Origin of the sequence: Marinobacterium nitratireducens (genome assembly GCF_014645375.1) — a bacterium.
GTDB classification, from domain to species: Bacteria; Pseudomonadota; Gammaproteobacteria; order Pseudomonadales; family Balneatricaceae; genus Marinobacterium_A; species Marinobacterium_A nitratireducens.
Window position 1 is genome coordinate 104310 of sequence record NZ_BMLT01000007.1, and the last position, 20699, is coordinate 125008.

A 20699-nucleotide genomic window follows, 5' to 3' on the forward strand; every position below is an offset into this window, starting at 1 on the left:
TTCACACCTGTTCAGTTGGGCATTGCGTTGGCGGGCAGCTCGATGCCGACTTCCTTGTAGTAGCGAATTGCGCCGGGATGCAGCGGCAGAACGGCGTTATAGAGCACGTTCTGCGCCAGCGATTCGGCGGCAGCACGGTGGACCTGCTTCATTTCTTCATTACTTTCGAGCACCGCCTTGGTGATGGCGTAGGCAAGATCGTCGGGCATGCTCTTGCTGGCGACGACGAAGTTCCACATCGAAACCGTCTGTAGGTCGCCCTGCTGGTCTTTGTAGGTGCCATCCTTGATGACCAGCCGCGACAGCGAGGGATATTTCTGCGTCAACGTTTGAATCTCGTCGTCGCTGAAGCCCAGCGGGGTGATGGCATTCTGCGCCTCGATCTGGGTGAAGGCAGTGACCGGGATACCCGCGGCCAGGCCGAGGGCGTCGATCATCCCGTCCTGTAACTGGCCGGCTTGATCCCCGGCACCGCCAAAGCGCGCATCGATCTTGACGCCGACCTCCGAAAGGATTTCCGGCAGATAGGTGGCGGTGGTGCCGGCCTTGGGTCCGACCCCCATGGATTTCCCGTTCAGCCCTTGCAGGTTGTTGATGCCGGTGCTCTTAAGCACCGCAATCTGGAATGCCGACTGGTACATCGGGAACAGCGCCCGCACATTGTCGATTTTGGCGCCCGGGATCAGGGGATTGCGCCCCTCGACGCTCTGCTGTGCCGGGCCGGTGCTGGTCAGCCCGAGGTTGAGGCGACCGGCATCGACAAGCGCGAGGTTCTGGATCGGCCCGCCCGAGACTTCGGCGCTGGAAGGAATCGAGAGCTTCTCCTGGATCAGTTTGGCGATACCGCTGCCGTAGATGAAATAGGTGCCCCCCTGGGAAGCGGTACCGATCTTGATACTTGACGGCCAGCCGCTGCGGTCCTCCGCCTGGGCAGAGGTCGCCAGGCCGACGGCGGCGGTGAAGAGCGTTGCGATGGCAGTAAGACGGAATTTCATCGGTTATCTCCGGTTGTTGTTATCGGCGCACAAGCAGGTCATTTGTCCGGACAACTTGACTTGTCTGGACAAATCTAGCGGAAGGACTTCTATTTGTCCAGACAAATATTTCTGTCCTGGGTGGGGGCTTTCCGATAGCATTGGGGTAAAGCCGAAATGAGCCATGAAGGAACAGCTGTTGGGCACACGAACGACGCGTTACGCCGAAGTCGCGCAGGATCTCGAACGTCAAATCGCCGAAGGGCAGTACGCGGCCGGCAGTCTGCTGCCAACGGAAGCCGTGCTGTGTCAGGACTACGACGTCAGCCGCTTTACCGCGCGGTCGGCGCTCAAGATCCTGGAAGATAAAGGTCTGATCGAACGCCAGCAGGGGCGCGGCAGCGTGGTTCTGAACGCCAGACCGTCCGTATTCAGAAGCGCCTGGTCCACGGTCGACGAGCTGCTGGAGCATGCCGAACAGGTACGCGTGCGCATCGAATCGTCAGCAGAAGTCCTGGCCGACGAAGACATTGCTGCCAAAACGGGTTTTGCTGCCGGACAGCGACTGTTGCAGGTACGGGCTCTGCGCTATTTTACCCCGCCAGGGGAGGCCCAGGAGCGACCGCTTTGTACCCTGGATGTCTGGATACACGAAGACTTTATGGCGATACGGGAGCTACTAGGTGAGGTGCACGGGTCCATCATAGGCATTTTGGAAAACCGGTTCGGTAAGCAGACTGCGGAAGTCCAGCAATCCATCGCCGCGGTCATCATCCCCGATTCGGTAGCCGCCCAGCTCGATGTCGAGCCGGGGCAGGCGGCGCTTCGACTGCGGCGCAAGTTCTACAACACCGAGGGGAAGGTGTTCGAGGCCAGTGAAACGGTGTTCCCGTCCAGCCTGTTCGAATATCAGATGCGGATGAAGCGTTAGTCTCAGAGACAGTCAGGATGTAACACCGACAGATCAAGAGAGGTCTCAGGTGATCAACATGTAGGCAATCACTATACGTGATTGCCTGCGTTTGCCCTGTGAACATGGCGCTCTTCGTGGCCGTCGATCTTCAGAATTGCATGGCACATCTTAACGATGGTCTCCAGCTTCGGCGAGCTGCTGCTGATCGTCTTATAGGCGCTCGGACGGCTTTTGATTCCGGCCTCCTCGACAATTCGAGCCATACCTAGCTCATCCGAGAAGCCTCGAATGGCGGCCTGGAGAATGGTTATGTCACCTTCTTCAATGCTGTCACGAAAGGCGGCGCTCAGCACGGAAGCAGGGTCTGTGGGGTTGATCAGTTCCGCGTCAGTGAAATCTCCCCTAGCAACCTCGCGGAGGTACTCCGGCGCGATGTGCCCGTCATCACCCCAACACAACGTCCCATCGGCAAGCGCAAAGCGCTTGAAGTCATGCGCAAAGGCGTCAAAAGGTGATTTGCTGAACTCGTCAGCTAGGTCGACCTCTCCGGCAAACCCGTCACTGAATACCAGGTGGAGGCGGAAACCATCAATGTAATCGACATCGACAACACGTATCATAATGTAATCTCCAGTTTCCCAGGGTGTTGGCCCGCTTGAGCCTGGTTCCACTTTTCCAGTAACTCATCTCGGTAGCGCTCGACGATCTGTTGAGCTAGCTTCCGCTTCTTGCTAGGCAGGTAGCCCTCTCGGATCGCAGCTGTCTGTATCTCTACTACCAGATTGAACTCCCCGAAGCGCACATGGACATGGGGCGGTTTGTGATCGTGAAAGTAGATGTAGAAAACCAAGCCCAAGTAGTCGCTGATATGGGGCATCCGTGTACCTTATTAACTTCGGTTAATCTTAGACTTGTATCCCACAGGATACAAGCGGCTTGTATCCTGTGGGATACCATAGTGTCATTCGACCTGGGCTTATCTGCAAGGATGGGGTGGTTCGGTTTGCTTGGGAAGTTTGGTCGTGGCGCTAGTGATAATCCCTGTTATGTTCAATCGCCGCGCCCAGGGCCCGGGTGGCGGTCCCCCGCCGGACGGCCTATGATGCCCAAAATCCTTTTTTGGGTTCCCGCAAATGGCTCGAGAGACACGTTACGTTTTTGAATCCACCCTGGCGGACCTGGTCGCGGCCGGGGCCATCCTCACCGCTTACATCATCGAGGACGGCGATGGCCGCTTCCACATCGTCTGCCGCTCGACCGGCGGCGTCGATCACCGCCTCAAGCTCAAGCGTGGTGGCTCGAGGACGTTTAAGAGCCTCGATGCGCCCGCCCAGCTGCTGCGATCGATGGGTATCAGCCGGATCGCGCTGCACATGAACGAGTTCGCGCCGGGCACCGCGCCGCTGCTCAGCTGAAGCGGATCCAGCCGCCACGTAGCCGCACAGTACGGGCGAGCTACGCGCCGAAACAGGGCTGCCATGCATCGCCAATGACGCGTGGGACACGCTGTCCCCCGAGAATTTCACGACGCATTCGCGGCTGCGAGCTGTCGATCGAGGCCGCACGGCACGCCGATCTTACTGACGGGGAATAAGCCATGCATCCCACCTTCATCCCGACCGGCTGAAGCCGCATCAACGGGCGATGGCGGTCATCAATGAGGATTCGCTCAGCCAAGTATTCGACCTGTTCGAGCTGGAAGGCGACCGAGACCAGCAGGTGCCCTACATGATGAGCAGCTAGAAGAATGCGGATGACGGCGTTGTCCCCGAGAGTCTGTCCTGCATGGATCTAGATGACGCCGAATGATGGGGTGGTGTCACCCGATGGCGACTGGTGACACGGCTGCTTGTTTTACCCCATGTAGACGGTAAGGGAGCCTGCTGTAATGCCGCACAACTGTTGAATTCGAGGTAGTCCCGACCAGACCCCCACAAGGGGGCGGAGTCAATCCCATTTCCTTAGCGACATGCTTGGGTGAATCCGCCGTTGGACAATTCTGAGCATGTTGTCCCTGGTTCGTAGTGACGTCTCCCATTCTTACAAGCTGTTACAAATTCGAACGATTAAATACATAAAGTGCGAATCCGGTTACAGATGTTGCTGCACTATAGGTCATATGACCGATAAATATCGGTGGCATTATCAAGTCAAATCCGGAATCAAGCGCATGAAAAAGAACAATACGCTTTCCCGCTCTCTACTCGGCGCCGCCTTTGCGGCGGCGCTCGCTAGCCCTGCCTTCGGGTACAACCTCTATGCCGATAGTGGGCATGAACTGAACTTCGATCTCGAGGCGATCGCTGGCACCTTTCACAGCCAAGAAAATTATCTTTTCGACAACGATCGTAACGGCGCCTCCTGGCAGGAGGGGTACATTAAGTACGGTTTCTCGGGACATTACGGCCTGGCGTCCGATTCCGCTCTGTTCGGGGCCGTCAACCTGCTGTCGTCGGCGACCTGGGGCGATGGCGATTCAGGTGGCTTCACTTCAGGAGACGAGCGCGAAACCGACCTCGAGGATGCCTATCTTGCATGGCGTTCGGGGAAGCTGCTGCCGGCTCTCGGTGAAAACGGCCTGGAACTGTCGTTTGGCCGACAGAATGTCACCATTGGTGATGGCTTCCTGATCAATGGCGATGCACTGAATCTGGGGGACACTTTCAATGACGGTGTCCTCCACTTTGACCGTGGAGGCGTCTACTGGATTGCGGCGCGCAAGTCGTTCGATCGCACGGCTGTTGCCCGTATTGGTGGTCAAGACGGGCTGCGCGCGGACCTGTTCTGGCTGAAATCGGATAACAAGGGGCAGGCGGAAACCGAGCTGGGTGGACTCAATGCCGAGTATGTCGGCGACACCGGGACATTCGGCCTGATGTACCTCGAGGGGCTGGATGTCAATGATCGTTACGCCAATGCCCTGGGACTGACCAATCGCAATGGGCAGGAGACCCTGAGTTTTCGTTACCAGGGCAACGCTGGCATTGAGAACCTGTTTCTTTCCGGCGAGTTGGTGAACCAGCACCAGGGGGACAACAGCCGGCCGGATGCGGATGCCTGGTATCTGGAAGCCGGATGGACCTTTGCCGCTCTGCCCTGGGCGCCCAGTATCAGCTACCGCTACGCGAATTTTGATGAAGGCTTCGATCCACTGTTCTACGGATTCAACCGCGGCTATGGCACCTGGTTCCAGGGGGAGGTCGCCGGCAGCTATGCGAGCCCGTTCAATAGCGATGCCGATATTCAGCAACTGGCGCTGAGGGTCGCTCCGAGCGAGACATGGAAATTGGGCGCGCTCTTGTTCGACTTCTCCGATACTGCCGGGGGCTCCGGCGCAGTCGATGCCCAGGAGCTGGATCTCTATGCCGAGTGGGTGGTGAACGACAACCTGATTGTTAGTCCACTTATCGGCTTTTACAAGCCGGAGAACAGTGCGGCCACGGGCGGGACCCAGTTCGATAACGACAACACCAATGTTTACACTCAGCTACTGGCAATCGTGCTGTTCTAAGCACTTTGATAGCCAGAGCTTCAGGCGATTTAGCGCTATTTGAGGAGTCTGAACAATGAATACACAGTTTTTCCTTACCATCGGCGGCCAGTCCCTGGCCGGCGAGCGCGGTACCTTCAAGGTGCTTAACCCGGCCACTGAGGAAGTAGTCGCCGAGTGTCCCTTTGCATCGCCGGAGCAGGTGGATCAAGCGGTGAAAACCGCGGAAGAAGCCTTCAATAGCTGGCAGTACAGCTCCGACGAGACGCGTGTTGCGGCGTTGAATGCCATCGCCGACAAATTCGAGGTGCACGCCGAAGAGCTGGCCGAGTTCATCACCTTGGAGCAGGGCAAGCCGCTGGATCTGGCTCGCTTCGAGGTTGGTGGCGCGATCGCCTGGACGCGCTACACGGCGTCACTGGAGATCCCGGTCGAGGTGGTCGAGGACAGCGATGTGCGCCGCGCCGAGCTGCACAGGAAGCCTTTGGGCGTAGTCGGCTCCATCACGCCCTGGAACTGGCCGCTGATGATCGCCATCTGGCACGTCATGCCGGCGCTTCGCACCGGTAACACCGTGGTGGTCAAACCCTCGTCGATGACGCCCTTCAACACCCTGCGTATGGTCGAGCTGATGAACGAAGTGCTGCCGGCCGGCGTGATCAACGTGGTCACCGGCGAGGGCGGTATCGGCAGCAGGATGGTCAAACACGAGGGTATCCGCAAGATCGTCTTCACCGGCTCCACACCGACCGGTCAGACCATCATGCGTAGTGCTGCCGACAACCTGAAGCGCCTGACACTGGAGCTGGGCGGTAATGACGCCGGCATCGTGCTGCCGGACGCCGACATCGACACGCTGGCGCCGGCGATCTTCCAGACCGCCTTCATCAACATGGGTCAGACCTGCGCGGCGTTGAAGCGTCTTTACGTGCACGATTCCCAGTACGATGCCCTGGTCGAAAAGCTGGCCGAGCAGGCGCGGGCTCAGAAGGTCGGGTCCGGCATGACGCCGGGCGTGAACTTCGGCCCGGTGCAGAACCGCGACCAGTTCGATCTGGTCGCCGAGCTGGTCGAGGATGCGCGCCAAAACGGCGCCAGCGTTGTCACCGGCGGCGAGCGCGTCGGCGACAAGGGCTATTTCTATGCCCCGACCATCGTCGCCGATATCACCGACGGCACCCGCCTGGTTGACGAGGAGCAGTTTGGCCCCGCGCTGCCGGTGGTCCGCTACAGCGATGTCGAGGACGCCATCCGCCGCGCCAACGACAACCCCAATGGCCTTGGCGGCTCGGTCTGGGGTAGCGATATCGAGCAGGCGAAAGCCGTGGCGTCACGCCTGGAGTGCGGAACGGTCTGGATCAACAATCACTCCGAAGTGCTACCGCACTGCCCGTTCGGCGGTGCCAAGATGTCCGGTATTGGTACCGAGTTCGGCACCGACGGCCTGTTGGAATATACTCAGGTTCAGCTGTTAAATATCAGCAAGGGCTAGAGGGAGTAGCACTATTAAAAGCCAACGTACTGGTGATTTCTAAATGATTGTTATCAGGTAAAAAGTTTTTGAATAGATTGGCTGGGCGAACGTTTGCTTGATTTTCCAGAGCACATGGCACTGTTGATTTCACACGGAATAGGGGTGCGGTTATTTGGGGCTCGCAAAGAACCCCATTTTCAACTGGGTCTAGTCAGGGTTTACTGCCATTCAGGACTTTATCAATGCAATCAAGTGGTCGCATATCCGTTCACGAAGATCGGAGAGTCGGTTATCAATCGGCAGTCCATGGCCGAGATGCACCAGAGAGCCCTCTATCATCGACGAGATCATGGTGGCGCGCTGAAGGCACTCCGTTTCATCGAGTTCGGGGCGCAGCATGGCGACGATGTCAGCAAGGTCCTGGCGGTGAACTCTATACATTTCAAATAGTTGTGATCGACATTCTTCGGACTGAAAGCCCATGGCCCACAGCTGAGTGAAGAAACCGCAGGTATCCTGGCTGCGGCTGTCATCCAGCAGGAAACAGAGAATGGCGCGCGCTTGATCCTCGGCACTTCCGTCAAGCGTCGATGTCAGGGCAGCGTACTGGTCTGTGTAGAAAAGGATTCGCTTTTCAAGCAGTGCATTAATCAGGGCATCGCGAGAGTTGAAATAATGTTGGACTGTACTCAGGCGAATATTGACCTCCCGGGCGACTCTGCGAAGAGTAAGCTCAGCATACCCTTCGTGGATGAAAATATATGTAGCGGCCTCAATTATTTCCGCGCGCCGTTCATCAGGAGATTTTCGAATACGTTTCGGCGCAGTTTTATCTGTACTCATCAGGTTGAAGCATCCTTATGACAAAATGAAACCCTTATCATCAATCGTGCAAATAGACTATTGACATTGTAGGTCGATAGACCGATAGTGTCGATACTCGCTATCGGTCAAACGACCTATAGCGAGTGTCCTCGCCGTCTAGACGACAACGCTTGCAATACTAAAAACACACAGTCGCGAAGAGGTGACTCCATGTCAAAAAACAAGAAAACGGATACTACCCCTAACTCCCGCCGCCAATTTCTGCGTTCCGTCGGTGTGGCCGGTGCGGTAGCCGGAACCGGTCTGTCTCTGGGCCTGGGCGCGAAGGCGATGGCTGCGCAGGCCGAGGATGATGAATATGATGTCATTGTCGTTGGTAGCGGCTTCGCCGGCGTCACCGCTGCGCGCGACAGCAGCCTAGCCGGTCTCAAAGTGCTGCATCTAGAAGCCAGCGGCCGCCTCGGCGGGCGTACCTTCACCAGCAAGTTCGGGCATCACGATGTCGACCTGGGCGGCACCTGGATCGGCTGGGGGCAGCCGCATGTCTGGGCCGAAAAAATGCGTTACGACGTGCCGGTCGTTGAAAGCGCTGCCTACTCGGCTTCGCACTACGTCTGGTTCGACGAGAATGGCGCCCGCAAGGAAGGCACGCCGGACGACTTTTGGAGCATCATGGGACCTGCCAACGATGTCTTTTACGGGCCGGCGCGCGATGCTTTTCCGCGACCCTATGACCCGCTTTTAGTTGCGGACGACAAGAACCTCGACAAGATGAGTGCGGCTGCAGCGATCGAGGCGTTGGACGTTACAGCTGAGCAGAAGAGCCTGCTACATGCCTTCGCGGCCATTAATGGGCATAGCTTCTCCGACCAGAGCAGCTATCTTGATCAGCTGCGCTGGATCGCGTTGGGGGGCTTCAGCCAGTCCTTCATGTGGGACAACCTCGGGCGCTTCCGTTTCGAGGGCGGTACTCAATCGCTATTGACTAAAATCCACGAAGACAGCAAGGCCGAGTTCAAACGCGGTCAGCCGGTGACCCGTGTCGAACAGAATGGTGACAGGGTTCAGGTCACGACCGCCCGCAAAGAGACCTTCGTCGGCAAAAAAGTGATACTGGCGGTGCCGCTGAACGTGATCCACAAAATTGAGTTCGCCCCGGCCATTTCGCAGACCAAGACCGAAGTCAGCCGCGAGCGTCATACCGGATCCGGCGTCAAGGCCTATGCCCGTATCAAAGGCAAGCAGCCGCTGATGTTCGGTCAGGGGACGCAAAAAATGCCCTTTACCTTCCTCTGGACCGAATACGACGACGACGACAGCCAGATCCTGGTCGGGTTCGGGGCGTCGCCGGAGCTACTCGATACCGCCGATCCGGACGCTGTTGCTGACGCCCTCAAGCAATTTCTACCCGACGCGGAGGTGCTGGAATCGGCCAGCTACAACTGGAACGCCGACCCCTTTGCGCTCGGCACCTGGTGCATGTATCGCCCGGGCGTGCTGACCGGCGCGCTGGAGGAGCTGCAGCGCCCCGAAGGTCATGTCTACTTCGCCACGTCGGATATCGCCAATGGCTGGCGCGGCTTTATCGACGGCGCCATCGAGTCCGGGGCCCGTGCCGCCGAGCTGGTAACCGAATCGCTTAAGAATGAAAAGGTGACGGCATGAAACACCGCTATCTCCAGGGAGTAGGCGGGACCCTGATTTCACTTATTTTCAGCAGTGTCGTATTAGCGGCGGATTGCAATCCGGTTGCAGGCGAGAAGTCCTTCGCCACCTGTAAGACCTGCCATACAGCAGACGCGGCAGGAAGTCACATGGTCGGCCCGAACCTGTGGGGCGTGGTCGGCCGTGAAGCAGGCAGTGCCGAAGGATTCTTTTATTCGCCGGCGTTCGAGGAGCTGACCCACGACTGGACTATTGCAGAGCTCGACGCCTTTTTGAAGAGCCCTGCGGAGCGAGTTCCGGGTACCTTCATGGCATTCGGCGGTATTAAGGATGAACAGCAACGACAGGATCTGATCTGCTTCCTGCAACAACTCAACTGATTTCCACTTTCTGTAATGGGAGAGAATCCATGATAAACGTAAAGACCCTGCGTGGCCTGGCTGTGGCTGCAACCCTTATTTTGGGCACGGAAATGGCGATCGCAGGCGACGCTTCGGTACTGGCGCAGCGATTCGAAGCAACCGAGAATGCCGTCAATGCCAAGGACGCGAAGGCTTGGGCCGAGGCGATGTACGCTGATAACGTCGTCGTCGTAGGGGAGGGCAGCCAGCAGCCGATTCGAGGTTTGGCCGCACTGTTGCCGGTGATGGAAGAGATAGTGGCCGGCGCGCAATCCTGCTCGATCGAAATGAACGATGCCGTTGTCGGCGCGGAGCAGGCCTCGACCTTTGCTACTTGGAGCTGCACGCCTGTGGAAGGCGAACCCTACCAGGTTCGTGCCCTCTATGTTTGGGAGCAGCAGAAAGTTGGTTGGCGGGTAATCGCCGAAATGTATGGTATGGGGAACATGTAAAAATTCAGGAATTTCAGAGTCGGTATACTTTGGTCTGGCAGCTAGTTGCGGAAAAGGAAGCACAGGTGGTCACTTGAGAGATAACGGCACTGCATGTAGATACAGATGTTGATACCTCAGTGTGCCTCTCTATTGTAGATACTAATTGTATCTACCCTTGGTTGCTCGCTATGAGAACCGAAATTAAACGCTGGGGTGACAGCGCCGCCGTCAGAATCCCGTCCAAGCTTCTAGCTGCCGCCCACCTGGATGTAAGCAGCGAACTCTCGCTGACGGTACAAGAGGGGAAAATCGTAATTGAGGCGGCGCCCGAAAAGACTAAGAAACGCTTGCAGTTGCCGTTCAGTGAAGCTCAGTTACTCAAAGGATTAACTGCTGATACCGGAGAGCGCTAAAAAGCGGGGGGTCTGATCTCCTGTGGCGGCGATTGGCGTGAGTCTGGCGGCCGGAATCCCGGATACCAGTCACGGAAGACGTCCTCGAGGTCGTCATCCAGCACGCGGGTGCGAACCTGCAGCAGCAGATGGGCACCGCGTTCGCTCCACTGCATCTGCTGCTTCTTCACCATCCGCTTACTGACCACCTGATTGACCGTCGATTCGACGAACGCGGTGGAGATCGTCTCGCCCTGGCGAAAGCGTTCCCCGTAATTGGGGATGAACGGGCGGTTGTTCTGGATGTAGGTGTGGAATGCCTCGACCATTTTCAGCAGCTTGCGCGCGGCATCGGTTTGGCTTTCAAACGTCGCCGCTTCCAGGTCCATTTCGACTGATTGGATCTCTTGCAGCGCTCGGAACACGTGGCCGTGCCAGAGATACCACTTGATACTCTCGAGCGCGTCCAGCACCTCGTCCCGCAGTTCGAATGCCTCCGCGCCCTCGCCGAGGGTCGCCGGCAGCCCCTTGGCCGTCTGCGTCATCGTGGTGATACGCATCGTGACATGAAACCAATCCAGCAGATGCTCAGCCTGCGGGTTCAGGTAGAACGGCAGGCCACGAACATCCTCGCCACCATCGGAGAGAAAGATCACCTGCTGATTTGCCTGCATCCCTTGCGACTTCAACACCTCGAACAGACGCCGCCGGGGCTTGGTGTCGAAGGTCTGAACGAAGCCAAAGCGCTTCGCGGACGGCGCGTCCTCTTTAGCGTCGCGCTCGAAGGCCAGCACGCTCTTGCCGGTGATGACCTCGAAGTGCCCCTGCTTGTGCTGTGCGCGGACAAAGCCACCGTCAAGACCCACTGTTAGCGGTCCGTCGGGTAACGGCAGGCGATCCCAGTCGAGTTGACACCCCTCGATGAAGCAGCCCTGCTCCTCCCCCAAGGCCTGTTCCATCCGCTCGGCGACCTGCAGCAGGTGATTGCGCAGGGTGATGGCGTTGAGCTGCTCGTCGAGGGGCAGGACCTCCTTGAGAAGATCCACCGTTAGGCCGTAAGAAGCCAGTGAACCCCACTTGGTCTCCAGAAACAGCCGCTCCGGGCTGATTCGCTCGGGCAACCGTTGCGCGAGCGGACTGAAGGTCTTCGTCGGATGTGGTTGGCAATCGCAATGAAAGAGTCGGGGACTGTCGAGCGTCAGCTTTCCGAATAGGGTGCGAACAGTGATGTGATGACCGCCCTTGCGGGGCCGGGCCTTGCCACAGACCGGGCAGTGGCACTGGGTGTCGAGGTAGGCCGTGGTTTGCTTCTCCACGAGCGCCTCCTGGATCGCCTTGAGAAGCCCTTTGCCTTCGGCCAGGGTCAGACCGAGCGTTGCTAGATCAAGGGCCTCCCGTTCCAAACAGACCAAATCCCGAGCCTCTTCGTGACCACCGATGACACTGATCAGTTGGACCTTGAACTTCATGCCTCACCTCCCGCGCCGTTGGTCCATTGCCGGAGCCGGGCATTGATCGCCTGGCGATCAAATCGCTCCGGCTGAAACGCAGTGTAGGCTTCGACCCGAGCCATCACCGCCCGCAGGGCATCCAGATTGCCCAAAGCGGAGCGATCCCCGGTGTCGAGGAACCGTTCCACGGCGGTGGCCACCGTCTCAATATCCTGCCAAAGCAGGTGACCCTCATGGCGCTGCAACTGCTCCAGATAGTTCCACGCACCGCCACAATCCTCAGGCGGCGCTGCTCGTCGACCTGCTACACAGATCGGGTGGTCTGACTCGGGATCTGGAGCCAACCGGTGCGTATTCCGGCGAAGATGAACACCGATTCCGGACGAACGTGAACACCTGATTTCTCAACGCATCACGCCCTGGTGTTTTTAGCCCAGGTGTTCATCTTCGGTCAACTGGCCAAGGAGTTTTCGCATCGACTCACCCTTCAGCGGGAGCCGGTGCGCGTTGTGCATCAGCCGGTCCAGGATGGCGTCCGCCAGGGTGTTGTCGCCGATGCTGGCGTACCACTGGTCGGTCGGCAGTTGGCTGATGACCAGCGTCGAGGTCTGGCCGTGGCGGTCGTCCATGATCTCCATCAGGTCGTTGCGGTGGGCCGGCTTCAGCGGCTCCAGTCCCCAGTCGTCGATCTGTAACAGTTGGACCTTCACCAACTGCTTGAGCAGCTTGTGGTAGCTGCCGTCGGCCTTGGCCTGGGTCAGCTCCAGCAGCAGACGGGAGAGCCGGTAGTAGCGGACGCTGTAGCCCCGCAGGCAGGCGCTGTGGCCCAGCGCGCAGCCGAGGTAGGTCTAACCGCTGCCGCAGGGACCGGTGATCAGCAGGTTCTGGGCCCGGTCGATCCAGTCCCCCTGTGCCAGCCGGGCAACCTGGGCCTGGCTGACGTTGCGGGAATGCTGGTAGTCGATGTCTTGTACTGTAGCGGCGAGTTTGAAGCGCGCCTGGCGGATCAGGCGCTCGTGCTTGCGGTGCTCCCGGCTCAGGTTTTCGTGCTCGACCAGCAGGCCGAGCCGCTCGATGAACGGCAGCGCTTCATAGGTGCCGACCTGTTCCAGCTGGGTTTGCAGGGCGCGGGCCATGCCGCCGAGTTTGAGGTGGCGCAGCTGCGCCAGGACCTGGGTGCTCATAGGGTTGTCCTCTGGTGTGTCGTAGGGGTCAGTGGAAGCTGTGGGGGCCACGGATGTTCTCGTGCTGCTGGGGCAGCTCGGCCTGGACGCTAAGTGTCTCGGGCAGCCGGTCGCGGTTACTGAGCAGGATCGACTTGACCTGTTTCAAGCGGATCAAGCCTTCCCGGTTGGCGATGCCGCAGGCCGCGTCCAAGCGCTCGGCCGGATAGTCTCGGCTCAGGTTGAGCAGCCCCAGGCAGACGCGGTAGGCCTGCTCAGGATGGGCTTTGGCAACCAGCTGCTCCGCCACCCAGGTCAGCACCTCGGGACCGATGTCCTTGGCCCAGTTCTTGAGCCGGCCCGGCGTCCATTGCTGCTGCTTCTGGTGGCGCTTGGGCATGTGGCTGGCCTCGGTGGTGGTGCCGGGCCGGTGCTTGCGCGGATGGGACGCCACCACCCGTTGACGGAAGTGCAGCGTGACCAGGGTGTCGCTGGCGTGCAGCTCCAGGGTTTCACCGACATACTGGTGCGGTACCGAGTAGTGATGCTGCTGGTACTGGACGTGGTAGTCGATGTTGACCTTGACCGGCTTGATCTCGACGTAGCGGTAAGGATGGCTGGGCAGCGGCCGCAGCGCCGGCCGGTCGAGCTGCTCGAAGGCCTGCCGGCGGTTGCCCGGCAACTGCTTGAACGGCTTCTCGTTCAGCGCCGCGAGCAGGGCCCGGATGCACTGGTTGACCTCAGCCAGCGAGAAGAAGCTGTGATGGCGCAGGCGCGCCAGGATCCAGCGCTCGACGATCTGTACCCCGACCTCGGCCTTGGCTTTGTCTTTTGGACGATAAGGTCGCGCCGGTACCACTGCAACCTGGTAATGCTCAGCCCACTGCTGGTAACTCGGGTTCAAGTCCGGGTCGTAGCGACAGGCCCGGCTGACGCCGCTGCGGAGGTTGTCAGGGACGATGATCTCGGTCGACCCGCCAAAGTATTCCAGCATCCGCACATGGCTGCCCAGCCAGTCCGGCAGCGACTGGCTCAGGGTCGCCTCGGCGTAGGTGTAGTTCGATGCCCCTAGCACCGCCACGAACACCTGTGCCTGACGCACCTCACCGGTGCTGGCGCAGATGATCGGCACCGTCGGCCCACAGTAGTCAACGAAACACTTCTCGCCGGCCTTGTGCGTCTGACGCATCGAGCGCTTCTGCTGGCCGCACCACTGGCGGTAGCGGTCACAGAACTGGGAGTAGCTGTAACAGCGGTTGGGATACTGCTGGGTGTACTCCTCCCACAGCAGCTGCTTGGTCATACCCTTGCGTTTGAGCTCCTGATGGAGGGCGGCCCAGTCGGGGACCTGGTAACGGGTGGAGGGGGCGGTATCGGCACCGGGGTAGAACAACCGCGCCAACTGGCTGTCGTCGAGCTCGTCAGGCAAGGGCCAGACAAGCCCGAGTTCATCGGCTTTACGCAGCAGTTTCTGGATGGCCCCGACACTGATTTTGGTGCTGTCCTTGATCTGGCGGATCGACAGCCCGGCGGCTAGCCGTAAGCGGAGAACGTCTCGGATTTTACGCATTGGAATCCTGATAGCCGGCATAGCCTCTCCTGAAAATGAGGAGAGGTTACCTAACAAGTTGAAAATCAATGCGTTAAGAATGATTCCGGACGAACGTGAACACTGATTCCGGGAACATGAACAGTGATTCCGGCGCCGTGAACGGCGATTCCGGAAATCCGACAAAAATGTTCACCTTGAACCGGAATAGGTGTTCACGTTGAACCAGAATGGGTGTTCACGTTCCGCCGGAATGGCTGTTCACGATGGGCCGGAATATGCAACCGGTCCTCCAAGCGGATCTCTAAAACCCAGCCGTCACTGAAATCATACTCATAGAGGAACCGTTCTCCCCGGTGCAGCCGGAAGTCGGTGAGCCTGACCTGCCGCGGGTCGTCGGCGAAGGCGATGCCGCCCAGCCGGGCAATGCCATAGTCCTTGCCGTGGATGGAGAAGCGGTGCAGGTGGGTATCGCTCCAGTCCATCAGGATCTGGAGCACAGCGTGAAGGTCCGCGATGCAGACATCGCTGCGCCCCCACAGCCGACGCCAGATCAGCGGGCTGATGTCGCGCAGTACGATCCGCAGCTGATAGATGCAGGGCGCCACGGCAGGCTTGGGAGCAACCATCTCGCCAGCTTATCCGAAGACCTTCTTACCGACCACTGCTCCCCCGCTTTTTAGCGCTCTCCAAGAAGGCGCTCACCGACGAACAGGCCGCTGCATTGTGGCGGCGCGTAAAAGCAGGAGAGCCGAAAGCCAAGCTGGCCCGAGAGTTCGGTATCAGCCGGGAGACCCTCTATCAGTATCTGCGCGCGGATGTCTGATCCATGCCGCACCACTCGGGCCTCTTGACCACGGGGCTATTACGGGGCTGTAGCGTCTTATGGCTGTTATGTTGGGTGTGTGTTCAACAACGGTGTGGGGACACTTCCGGTTCTTCGGCAAACGGAGGCCAAACGGTGGCTGTGCGTGGCAGGTGGAGCAGGGTTAACACGTACTCGTACTGGTCTGATTGAATCTTCATTTCCCGCACGCTGGTCGAGCGATCGGCATGTGGGAACCAGGTCGAGGCCGGTAGTTCGATACCTCCGCGCTCCTGCGTAATGGTCCCGGCAGCAAGCGACCCGGGGGGAATTGGTATCACGCCTTGTCGTGTACGGAAGAAGGCTCCGTTTCGCAGCGCGGCTTTGCTAGAGTACGCCCACTTCATGAAGCCATCTCGGGACAAGACGAGTACGACGCTTTCCTCAGTACATTTGATCCACTTCAGCGCCGCTGCGGTCAAGGAAACTCCGTAGCGATGAGCACAGTGTTGGACCGCCTCAATATCGATATCGGGAACCAATTGCTTACGGAAGTCATTGAGTGGCATTAACAGGAAGGAGGCGAACAAATCGGCTTCTGCTTCAATGGTTTTCTCTTCCCAAGAAAGCATGTCTTCGCCACTGCATTGAAACTCATCTCTATTGAGCCGATGCAAAATGTAGTGGCCTAACTCATGAGCCTGGGTAAAGCGGATGCGTCCAGGTGAAGCGATTTTTTCGTTATATAGTAACATCCATCGAGTGCGTTGCTCATTGGCGAAGAGTGCGCCATCGAAACTCATGATATCGACTGGCTGGACTTTGCTGATCGGATCAGACCACTTGAATACCTCGGCAGTATCGAGCGCGAGCTGACTGACATCGACCGGAAACCGTGTAACGCCGTGTGCTTGGCTTACATGATCACAAATGTGTGTGAGTCGAATAGCTGCTTTTTGTGGTGTCCATACCTCACGCTCGGGCATTTTCAAAAGTCCTTTTTGAATGTTTCAAGAATTTTCCTCAGCTGTGCCTTGGCATCCGGCTCAAGATTCTTGTATCCGCGGAAGAAGGCTTCATCAAGATGTCGCTCCTCAGGCTCGCGTAAATCGTCCTCGAAAAAGTAGGCGGTTGTCACTCCCAGCACATCCGCCAAGGCGGTGAGCTTCTCTGCTGAAGGCCGTTGTGACTCTCGGTTCTCAAGCTCCCATAGGTAGCTTTTACTCAGTCCAGCCATGTCAGCGAGCTTTTCGAGAGTCAGCCCACGCTGCTTGCGCAGGTCGCGGAGCTTCTCGCCGAGACGGGTCGTCATCGTCGCGTTTCCTTTCATTACTAGTGAGTTAAATATACCACGCTTCCGAACAAAAGATTTGACAAAAGCTCCATGAGCATGCAGTCTACCACAAAGTTCGCTATACCGAACTTTATTTCCAGCCAGACGAATTGCCTTCTGTGCCCATCGCCCGGCCCTAGTAACGTATAGACCTCCCAGGGGGATGAAATGTCCAGAGAGCATGTTGACCATAAGGACATAGCGCGGTTTGCCGAAGAAAAGGTGAACTTGCCCAAGGAAAAGGCGCAGGAGTACCGCGAGCAGGCGCAACGCCTGCAGGACAAGCTGCAGGGGTATCTGGCGGATCATCCTGATTTCGCCCTGAAGCGCATGATGGTGTCCGGTAGCTTGGCCAAAGGCACTGCTCTACGCTCGCTGAACGATATCGACGTAGCGGTGTATATCAGCGGTTCTGAAGCACCCCATGACATTCGCGCTTTGCTCGACTATCTGGCGGAACGGCTGCGCAAAGCATTTCCAAATTTCAGCGCAGACCAGGTCAAACCGCAGACCTACTCGGTAACAGTGTCCTTCCGCGGCTCGGGTTTGGACGTCGATGTCGTACCGGTTCTGTATTCCGGTCTGCCACAATGGCGGGGCAATTTGGTGAGCCAGGACGATGGTTCGTTCCTAGAGACTAGCATCCCGCTACACCTGGAGTTTGCTAAGGCGCGTAAACGTGCCGCTCCGACACACTTTGCCCAAGTAGTTCGGTTAACAAAATATTGGGCGCGTCTTATGAAGCAGGAGCGACAGGACTTTCGGTTCAAATCGTTCATGATCGAATTAATTCTGGCCAAACTGTGTGACCAAGGCGTCGACTTTTCGAACTATCCCGAGGCACTACAAGCCTTCTTCACCTACCTGGTGACCTCCGAATTGCGGGAGCGCATAGTATTTGAGGATAACTACACTGCCTCTGAAGTGGGGGAGCTCTCTGATCTAGTGCAAATCATTGATCCGGTCAATCCGAAGAACAATGTGGCGCGTTTGTATACCCAACGTAATGTCGACGCGATCATTGAGGCATCCTTGGATGCAGGGGATGCTATTGACGCAGCACTTTATGCCCCAACTAAGCAATTGACGGTTGGCTACTGGCAGAAAGTGTTTGGTTCTTCTTTCCAAGGGTGAATTCGCACTATGTCCTCATATAGCTTGACCGTTGCTGAAACACAGACTTTCACCGTTACACATGCCCGACATATGGCAGCTAAAGTAGCGACTGACCTCCGAAGGATGCAGCGTTTTTATGGCTTCCCGAGCGATGTTGACATCGAGGAATACGAGTCTGAGTTGGTCGTGTTGCTCAAGGCTGGTTATCTCGGGGTAGTGACGTACGGTTTCAAGCGTGGCGATGATTGGATTGAGCCTACGTTGCGCTACACCGCTGGAGATCTCCTCAGTTCAGCCTCAGATGATGATCCTGGGCGTGTTCGCCCCGGGCGGGACGTATCGGGCGCTTATTTTGGCAGCTACCTGACCTACAGCACAAAGTATGCGAACGCTTCGACTTCAGAGAAAGAAAGCGCGCTCAAAGATCTGCCGTTTGATCGCACAGGCGCGCCTGAACCGGGGATCAGCGGCTATCTCGAAAACGATAAGACCTATTCGGCGGGTGGTCGTGCCCTCAATCGTGCAAGCGTAAGGAGCCTGTGATGAACGTGAAGCCATCGCTAGATGAGCTATTCGAGCGGCGTGTGTCCTTCCCTGACTTTGAACCACGGGAACGTCTGGCGCGCTTGGTCGGGCTGGACGAGCAGAAAGAGCGACTAGCCAAGGTGCTGGGGCTGCTCGTCAATCCGTTCGGCTTACAGGAATGGGCGGAAAAACATCATCCGCAGGCGCGCGCTGCGGTAGAAACCGTATTGCGCCGGCCGCCTTTGGCGGTGCTGGCGGGAGATGTCGGATCGGGAAAAACTGAGTTGGCAGAAACAATTGGCGATGCCGTCGCCCGTCAAGAAGGTATTGATATCACCTTGTACCCGTTGAGCCTGGCTACCCGGGGGCAGGGACGGGTTGGTGAAATGACGCAGTTGGTTTCGGCTGCCTTTGACCATACCATCGAGGCCGCCGAGAAGCTCAAGAATAGTAGCGGAAGAGCTCGTGGCGCGGTGCTGTTGCTGATTGATGAAGCCGATGCGTTGGCTCAGTCTCGAGAAAACGCGCAGATGCATCATGAGGATCGTGCGGGAGTCAACGCCTTCATCCGCGGCATTGATCGTATTGCCAATCATAAATTGCCAGCGGCAGTTCTAATATGTACTAATCGCTTGAAAGCTTTGGATCCTGCGGTTCAACGGCGCGCGGCAGAAGTTTTGACGTTTGGCCGGCCGGACGATGCACAGAGACGGTACCTGTTGAGTTCCAAATTAGAGGGGTTGGGTTTTAGCGCTCAGTTGATCGAGGAGTTGGTGCAATTGACCGGTCCGCGTGACGCCAATTCGCCAGGATTTACCTTCTCCGACATTATCCAACGGCTTATCCCATCGATCATCCTTACAGCATATCCCCATAATGCAGTCGCTGGGAATACTGCATTAATGGCCGCCAAAACGATGTCACCAACCCCTACTTTCCAAGATCATTAATTCTTCTAATCTGAGCATGTGTCATTGATCCCGGCTCTTGCCGGTATCTCTCGTCGCTACTGATGGAGTCTGTATGTCCGAATGGTCACTTTCAACGCTGCTTGCGTCTTTGCACGATGATATTCAAAATCGTTTGGGCACGGCACGCAGGGCGTTACATCACCCAGGGACAAAAGGGGACGCCAGTGAAGGCGTCTGGATCGATATGCTCGACACGTACTTGCCAAAACGCTACCAAGCGGCCAAAGCTTTCGTAGTGGACAGCCAAGGTAGCTTTAGTGAGCAGATTGATGTCGTAGTTTTTGACCGGCAGTACTCACCGTTTATTTTCAAATTTGATGAGCAGATCATCGTTCCAGCGGAAAGCGTTTACGCCGTTTTTGAGGCGAAACAAACAGCTACAGCAGAACTTGTGGCTTATGCTCAGCGAAAAGTCGCTAGTGTTCGCAAACTTCACCGTACCAGCCTTCCCATCCCGCATGCCGGAGGCACGTACCCAGCTAAACCACTTATTCCAATATTGGGCGGTCTGCTCACATTTGAAAGCGATTGGAGCCCTCCGCTCGGCCCATCGTTCGACAAGGCACTCAACGTGGATCTGTCTGATGGTCGATTGGATATCGGTTGCGTGGCGTCACATGGGCACTTTTTCTACGATAGCCGCAATAACGGATTTCAGTTCGAACGGGAAAATAAGCCAGCAACAGCTTTTTTGTTCCGGCTGATTGAGCAGCTTCAGTTCAGTGGAACAGTTCCGATGATTGATATTGATGCCTATGGGAAATGGTTGACTCAGTAGCTAACCTTACCGCTGGTAAATTCCGGGATTACTATACCTACTTCCTTTCCCATAAATATCAGGATTGTTCCGCAATTGGTTATCCCGATCACGCTTATCAGACGGCGTCGAGTTATGTCAATCGTGATCTTTCTGCGGATAATCGTGTTCTCGTAAACGGTCGTTTTTTGGACATCAAAGCCATCTTGGCGAGCGATCTTCAAATCAGCGGGCGACCCGCTTCAATTGCTTTCTGGTAGCGCCGAGGACCTGGGCCAAGGTGTCAATTTTGTTGGCGTGGTGCAGATCGACCATGCGCAGCACTTTCTGGCGCGGTCCCCATTTGAAGATATGGTACGACTAACTCAATCATGCCCAGTCCAGCCGTGGCTCGAATTTGGAACGCATGTGGAGGAAAAAGGCCGGATAATCAAGTATGATGGCTAACGACTGAAGAGGGT

General features: G+C 57.3%; 23 protein-coding genes and 1 pseudogene. 13 read left to right on the forward strand and 11 right to left on the reverse strand.

Going from position 1 to position 20699, the window contains the following annotated elements:
- Positions 1-11 precede the first annotated feature (11 nt).
- A complete protein-coding gene (locus tag IEX85_RS14510; RefSeq protein WP_188861339.1) occupies positions 12-995 on the reverse strand; it encodes a TAXI family TRAP transporter solute-binding subunit in 984 nt (327 codons plus the stop codon).
- A 163-nt stretch (positions 996-1158) separates the two neighbouring features.
- Between IEX85_RS14510 and IEX85_RS14515 the strand changes: the two genes are divergently transcribed.
- On the forward strand, positions 1159-1905 hold the full coding sequence (locus tag IEX85_RS14515) for a GntR family transcriptional regulator (RefSeq protein ID WP_188861340.1): 747 nt from the start codon (positions 1159-1161) through the stop codon (positions 1903-1905).
- A gap of 71 nt (positions 1906-1976) precedes the next feature.
- Here the strand turns inward: IEX85_RS14515 and dhiA are convergent, their stop codons facing one another.
- Positions 1977-2507 carry a type II toxin-antitoxin system antitoxin DhiA gene (gene dhiA / locus IEX85_RS14520; protein WP_188861341.1) on the reverse strand — a complete coding sequence of 177 codons (531 nt, stop codon included), beginning with the start codon at positions 2505-2507 and terminating at the stop codon, positions 1977-1979.
- Positions 2504-2764, reverse strand: coding sequence for a type II toxin-antitoxin system toxin DhiT (gene dhiT, locus IEX85_RS14525; protein WP_188861342.1), 261 nt, complete (start codon positions 2762-2764; stop codon positions 2504-2506). The genes dhiA and dhiT overlap by 4 nt, the downstream gene beginning before the upstream one ends.
- Before the next feature lie 256 nt (positions 2765-3020).
- Between dhiT and IEX85_RS14530 the strand changes: the two genes are divergently transcribed.
- From IEX85_RS14530 to IEX85_RS14540, 3 genes are all read left to right on the forward strand, one after another.
- Positions 3021-3302 (forward strand): ParC-related protein, encoded by a 282-nt coding sequence (locus IEX85_RS14530; RefSeq protein ID WP_188861343.1) that lies wholly within the window; start codon positions 3021-3023, stop codon positions 3300-3302.
- A gap of 755 nt (positions 3303-4057) precedes the next feature.
- Positions 4058-5398 (forward strand): alginate export family protein, encoded by a 1341-nt coding sequence (locus IEX85_RS14535; protein ID WP_188861344.1) that lies wholly within the window; start codon positions 4058-4060, stop codon positions 5396-5398.
- 55 nt (positions 5399-5453) lie between these two features.
- On the forward strand, positions 5454-6869 hold the full coding sequence (locus tag IEX85_RS14540; protein WP_188861345.1) for an aldehyde dehydrogenase family protein: 1416 nt from the start codon (positions 5454-5456) through the stop codon (positions 6867-6869).
- Positions 6870-7079: 210 nt separating this feature from the next.
- Here the strand turns inward: IEX85_RS14540 and IEX85_RS14545 are convergent, their stop codons facing one another.
- On the reverse strand, positions 7080-7694 hold the full coding sequence (locus tag IEX85_RS14545; RefSeq protein ID WP_188861346.1) for a TetR/AcrR family transcriptional regulator: 615 nt from the start codon (positions 7692-7694) through the stop codon (positions 7080-7082).
- A gap of 87 nt (positions 7695-7781) precedes the next feature.
- On the opposite strand from IEX85_RS14545, the gene IEX85_RS14550 reads away from it, so the two are divergent.
- The 4 genes from IEX85_RS14550 (at position 7782) to IEX85_RS14565 (ending at position 10589) form a co-directional block, all read left to right on the forward strand.
- Entirely contained in the window at positions 7782-9341 is a 1560-nt protein-coding gene (locus IEX85_RS14550; RefSeq protein ID WP_188861347.1) for a flavin monoamine oxidase family protein, read from the forward strand.
- On the forward strand, positions 9338-9721 hold the full coding sequence (locus IEX85_RS14555) for a c-type cytochrome (protein ID WP_188861348.1): 384 nt from the start codon (positions 9338-9340) through the stop codon (positions 9719-9721). Before IEX85_RS14550 ends, IEX85_RS14555 begins: the two co-directional genes overlap by 4 nt.
- A gap of 29 nt (positions 9722-9750) precedes the next feature.
- Positions 9751-10194: a YybH family protein gene (locus IEX85_RS14560; RefSeq protein ID WP_188861349.1), complete on the forward strand. Its 444-nt coding sequence runs from the start codon at positions 9751-9753 to the stop codon at positions 10192-10194.
- 170 nt (positions 10195-10364) lie between these two features.
- Positions 10365-10589 carry an AbrB/MazE/SpoVT family DNA-binding domain-containing protein gene (locus tag IEX85_RS14565; protein WP_188861350.1) on the forward strand — a complete coding sequence of 75 codons (225 nt, stop codon included), beginning with the start codon at positions 10365-10367 and terminating at the stop codon, positions 10587-10589.
- On the opposite strand, the gene IEX85_RS14570 is transcribed toward IEX85_RS14565, so the two are convergent.
- From IEX85_RS14570 to IEX85_RS14590, 5 genes and pseudogenes are all read right to left on the reverse strand, one after another.
- Entirely contained in the window at positions 10586-12037 is a 1452-nt protein-coding gene (locus IEX85_RS14570) for an ISKra4 family transposase (RefSeq protein ID WP_188861351.1), read from the reverse strand. The two genes, IEX85_RS14565 and IEX85_RS14570, sit on opposite strands and share 4 nt — an antisense overlap.
- A complete protein-coding gene (locus IEX85_RS14575; protein ID WP_229721939.1) occupies positions 12034-12363 on the reverse strand; it encodes an IS1096 element passenger TnpR family protein in 330 nt (109 codons plus the stop codon). Before IEX85_RS14575 ends, IEX85_RS14570 begins: the two co-directional genes overlap by 4 nt.
- An 84-nt stretch (positions 12364-12447) precedes the next feature.
- Positions 12448-13203, reverse strand: a pseudogene (gene istB / locus IEX85_RS14580) (IS21-like element helper ATPase IstB).
- A gap of 28 nt (positions 13204-13231) precedes the next feature.
- On the reverse strand, positions 13232-14773 hold the full coding sequence (gene istA, locus IEX85_RS14585) for an IS21 family transposase (protein ID WP_188861352.1): 1542 nt from the start codon (positions 14771-14773) through the stop codon (positions 13232-13234).
- Between the two features lie 173 nt (positions 14774-14946).
- Positions 14947-15360, reverse strand: a complete 414-nt coding sequence (locus IEX85_RS14590) for a plasmid pRiA4b ORF-3 family protein (protein WP_188861353.1) — start codon at positions 15358-15360, stop codon at positions 14947-14949.
- A 35-nt stretch (positions 15361-15395) separates the two neighbouring features.
- On the opposite strand from IEX85_RS14590, the gene IEX85_RS14595 reads away from it, so the two are divergent.
- Positions 15396-15557, forward strand: coding sequence for a helix-turn-helix domain-containing protein (locus IEX85_RS14595; protein WP_444543277.1), 162 nt, complete (start codon positions 15396-15398; stop codon positions 15555-15557).
- An 83-nt stretch (positions 15558-15640) separates the two neighbouring features.
- Here IEX85_RS14595 and IEX85_RS14600 read toward each other — a convergent pair whose 3' ends face one another.
- Both IEX85_RS14600 and IEX85_RS14605 read right to left on the reverse strand, forming a co-directional pair.
- Positions 15641-16522: an ImmA/IrrE family metallo-endopeptidase gene (locus tag IEX85_RS14600; protein ID WP_188861354.1), complete on the reverse strand. Its 882-nt coding sequence runs from the start codon at positions 16520-16522 to the stop codon at positions 15641-15643.
- Between the two features lie 2 nt (positions 16523-16524).
- Positions 16525-16848: a helix-turn-helix domain-containing protein gene (locus IEX85_RS14605; protein ID WP_188861355.1), complete on the reverse strand. Its 324-nt coding sequence runs from the start codon at positions 16846-16848 to the stop codon at positions 16525-16527.
- Between the two features lie 189 nt (positions 16849-17037).
- On the opposite strand from IEX85_RS14605, the gene IEX85_RS14610 reads away from it, so the two are divergent.
- From IEX85_RS14610 to nucC, 4 genes are all read left to right on the forward strand, one after another.
- The gene (locus IEX85_RS14610; protein WP_188861356.1) at positions 17038-18003 is read left to right on the forward strand and encodes a CBASS oligonucleotide cyclase; all 966 of its coding nucleotides are present in this window, start codon (positions 17038-17040) and stop codon (positions 18001-18003) included.
- A gap of 9 nt (positions 18004-18012) precedes the next feature.
- Positions 18013-18528 (forward strand): HORMA-1 domain-containing protein, encoded by a 516-nt coding sequence (locus tag IEX85_RS14615; protein ID WP_188861357.1) that lies wholly within the window; start codon positions 18013-18015, stop codon positions 18526-18528.
- Entirely contained in the window at positions 18528-19460 is a 933-nt protein-coding gene (locus tag IEX85_RS14620) for an AAA family ATPase (RefSeq protein ID WP_188861358.1), read from the forward strand. Before IEX85_RS14615 ends, IEX85_RS14620 begins: the two co-directional genes overlap by 1 nt.
- A gap of 73 nt (positions 19461-19533) precedes the next feature.
- Complete coding sequence (nucC, locus tag IEX85_RS14625; RefSeq protein ID WP_188861359.1) at positions 19534-20259, forward strand: CBASS effector endonuclease NucC; 726 nt, start codon at positions 19534-19536, stop codon at positions 20257-20259.
- Positions 20260-20699 lie beyond the last annotated feature (440 nt).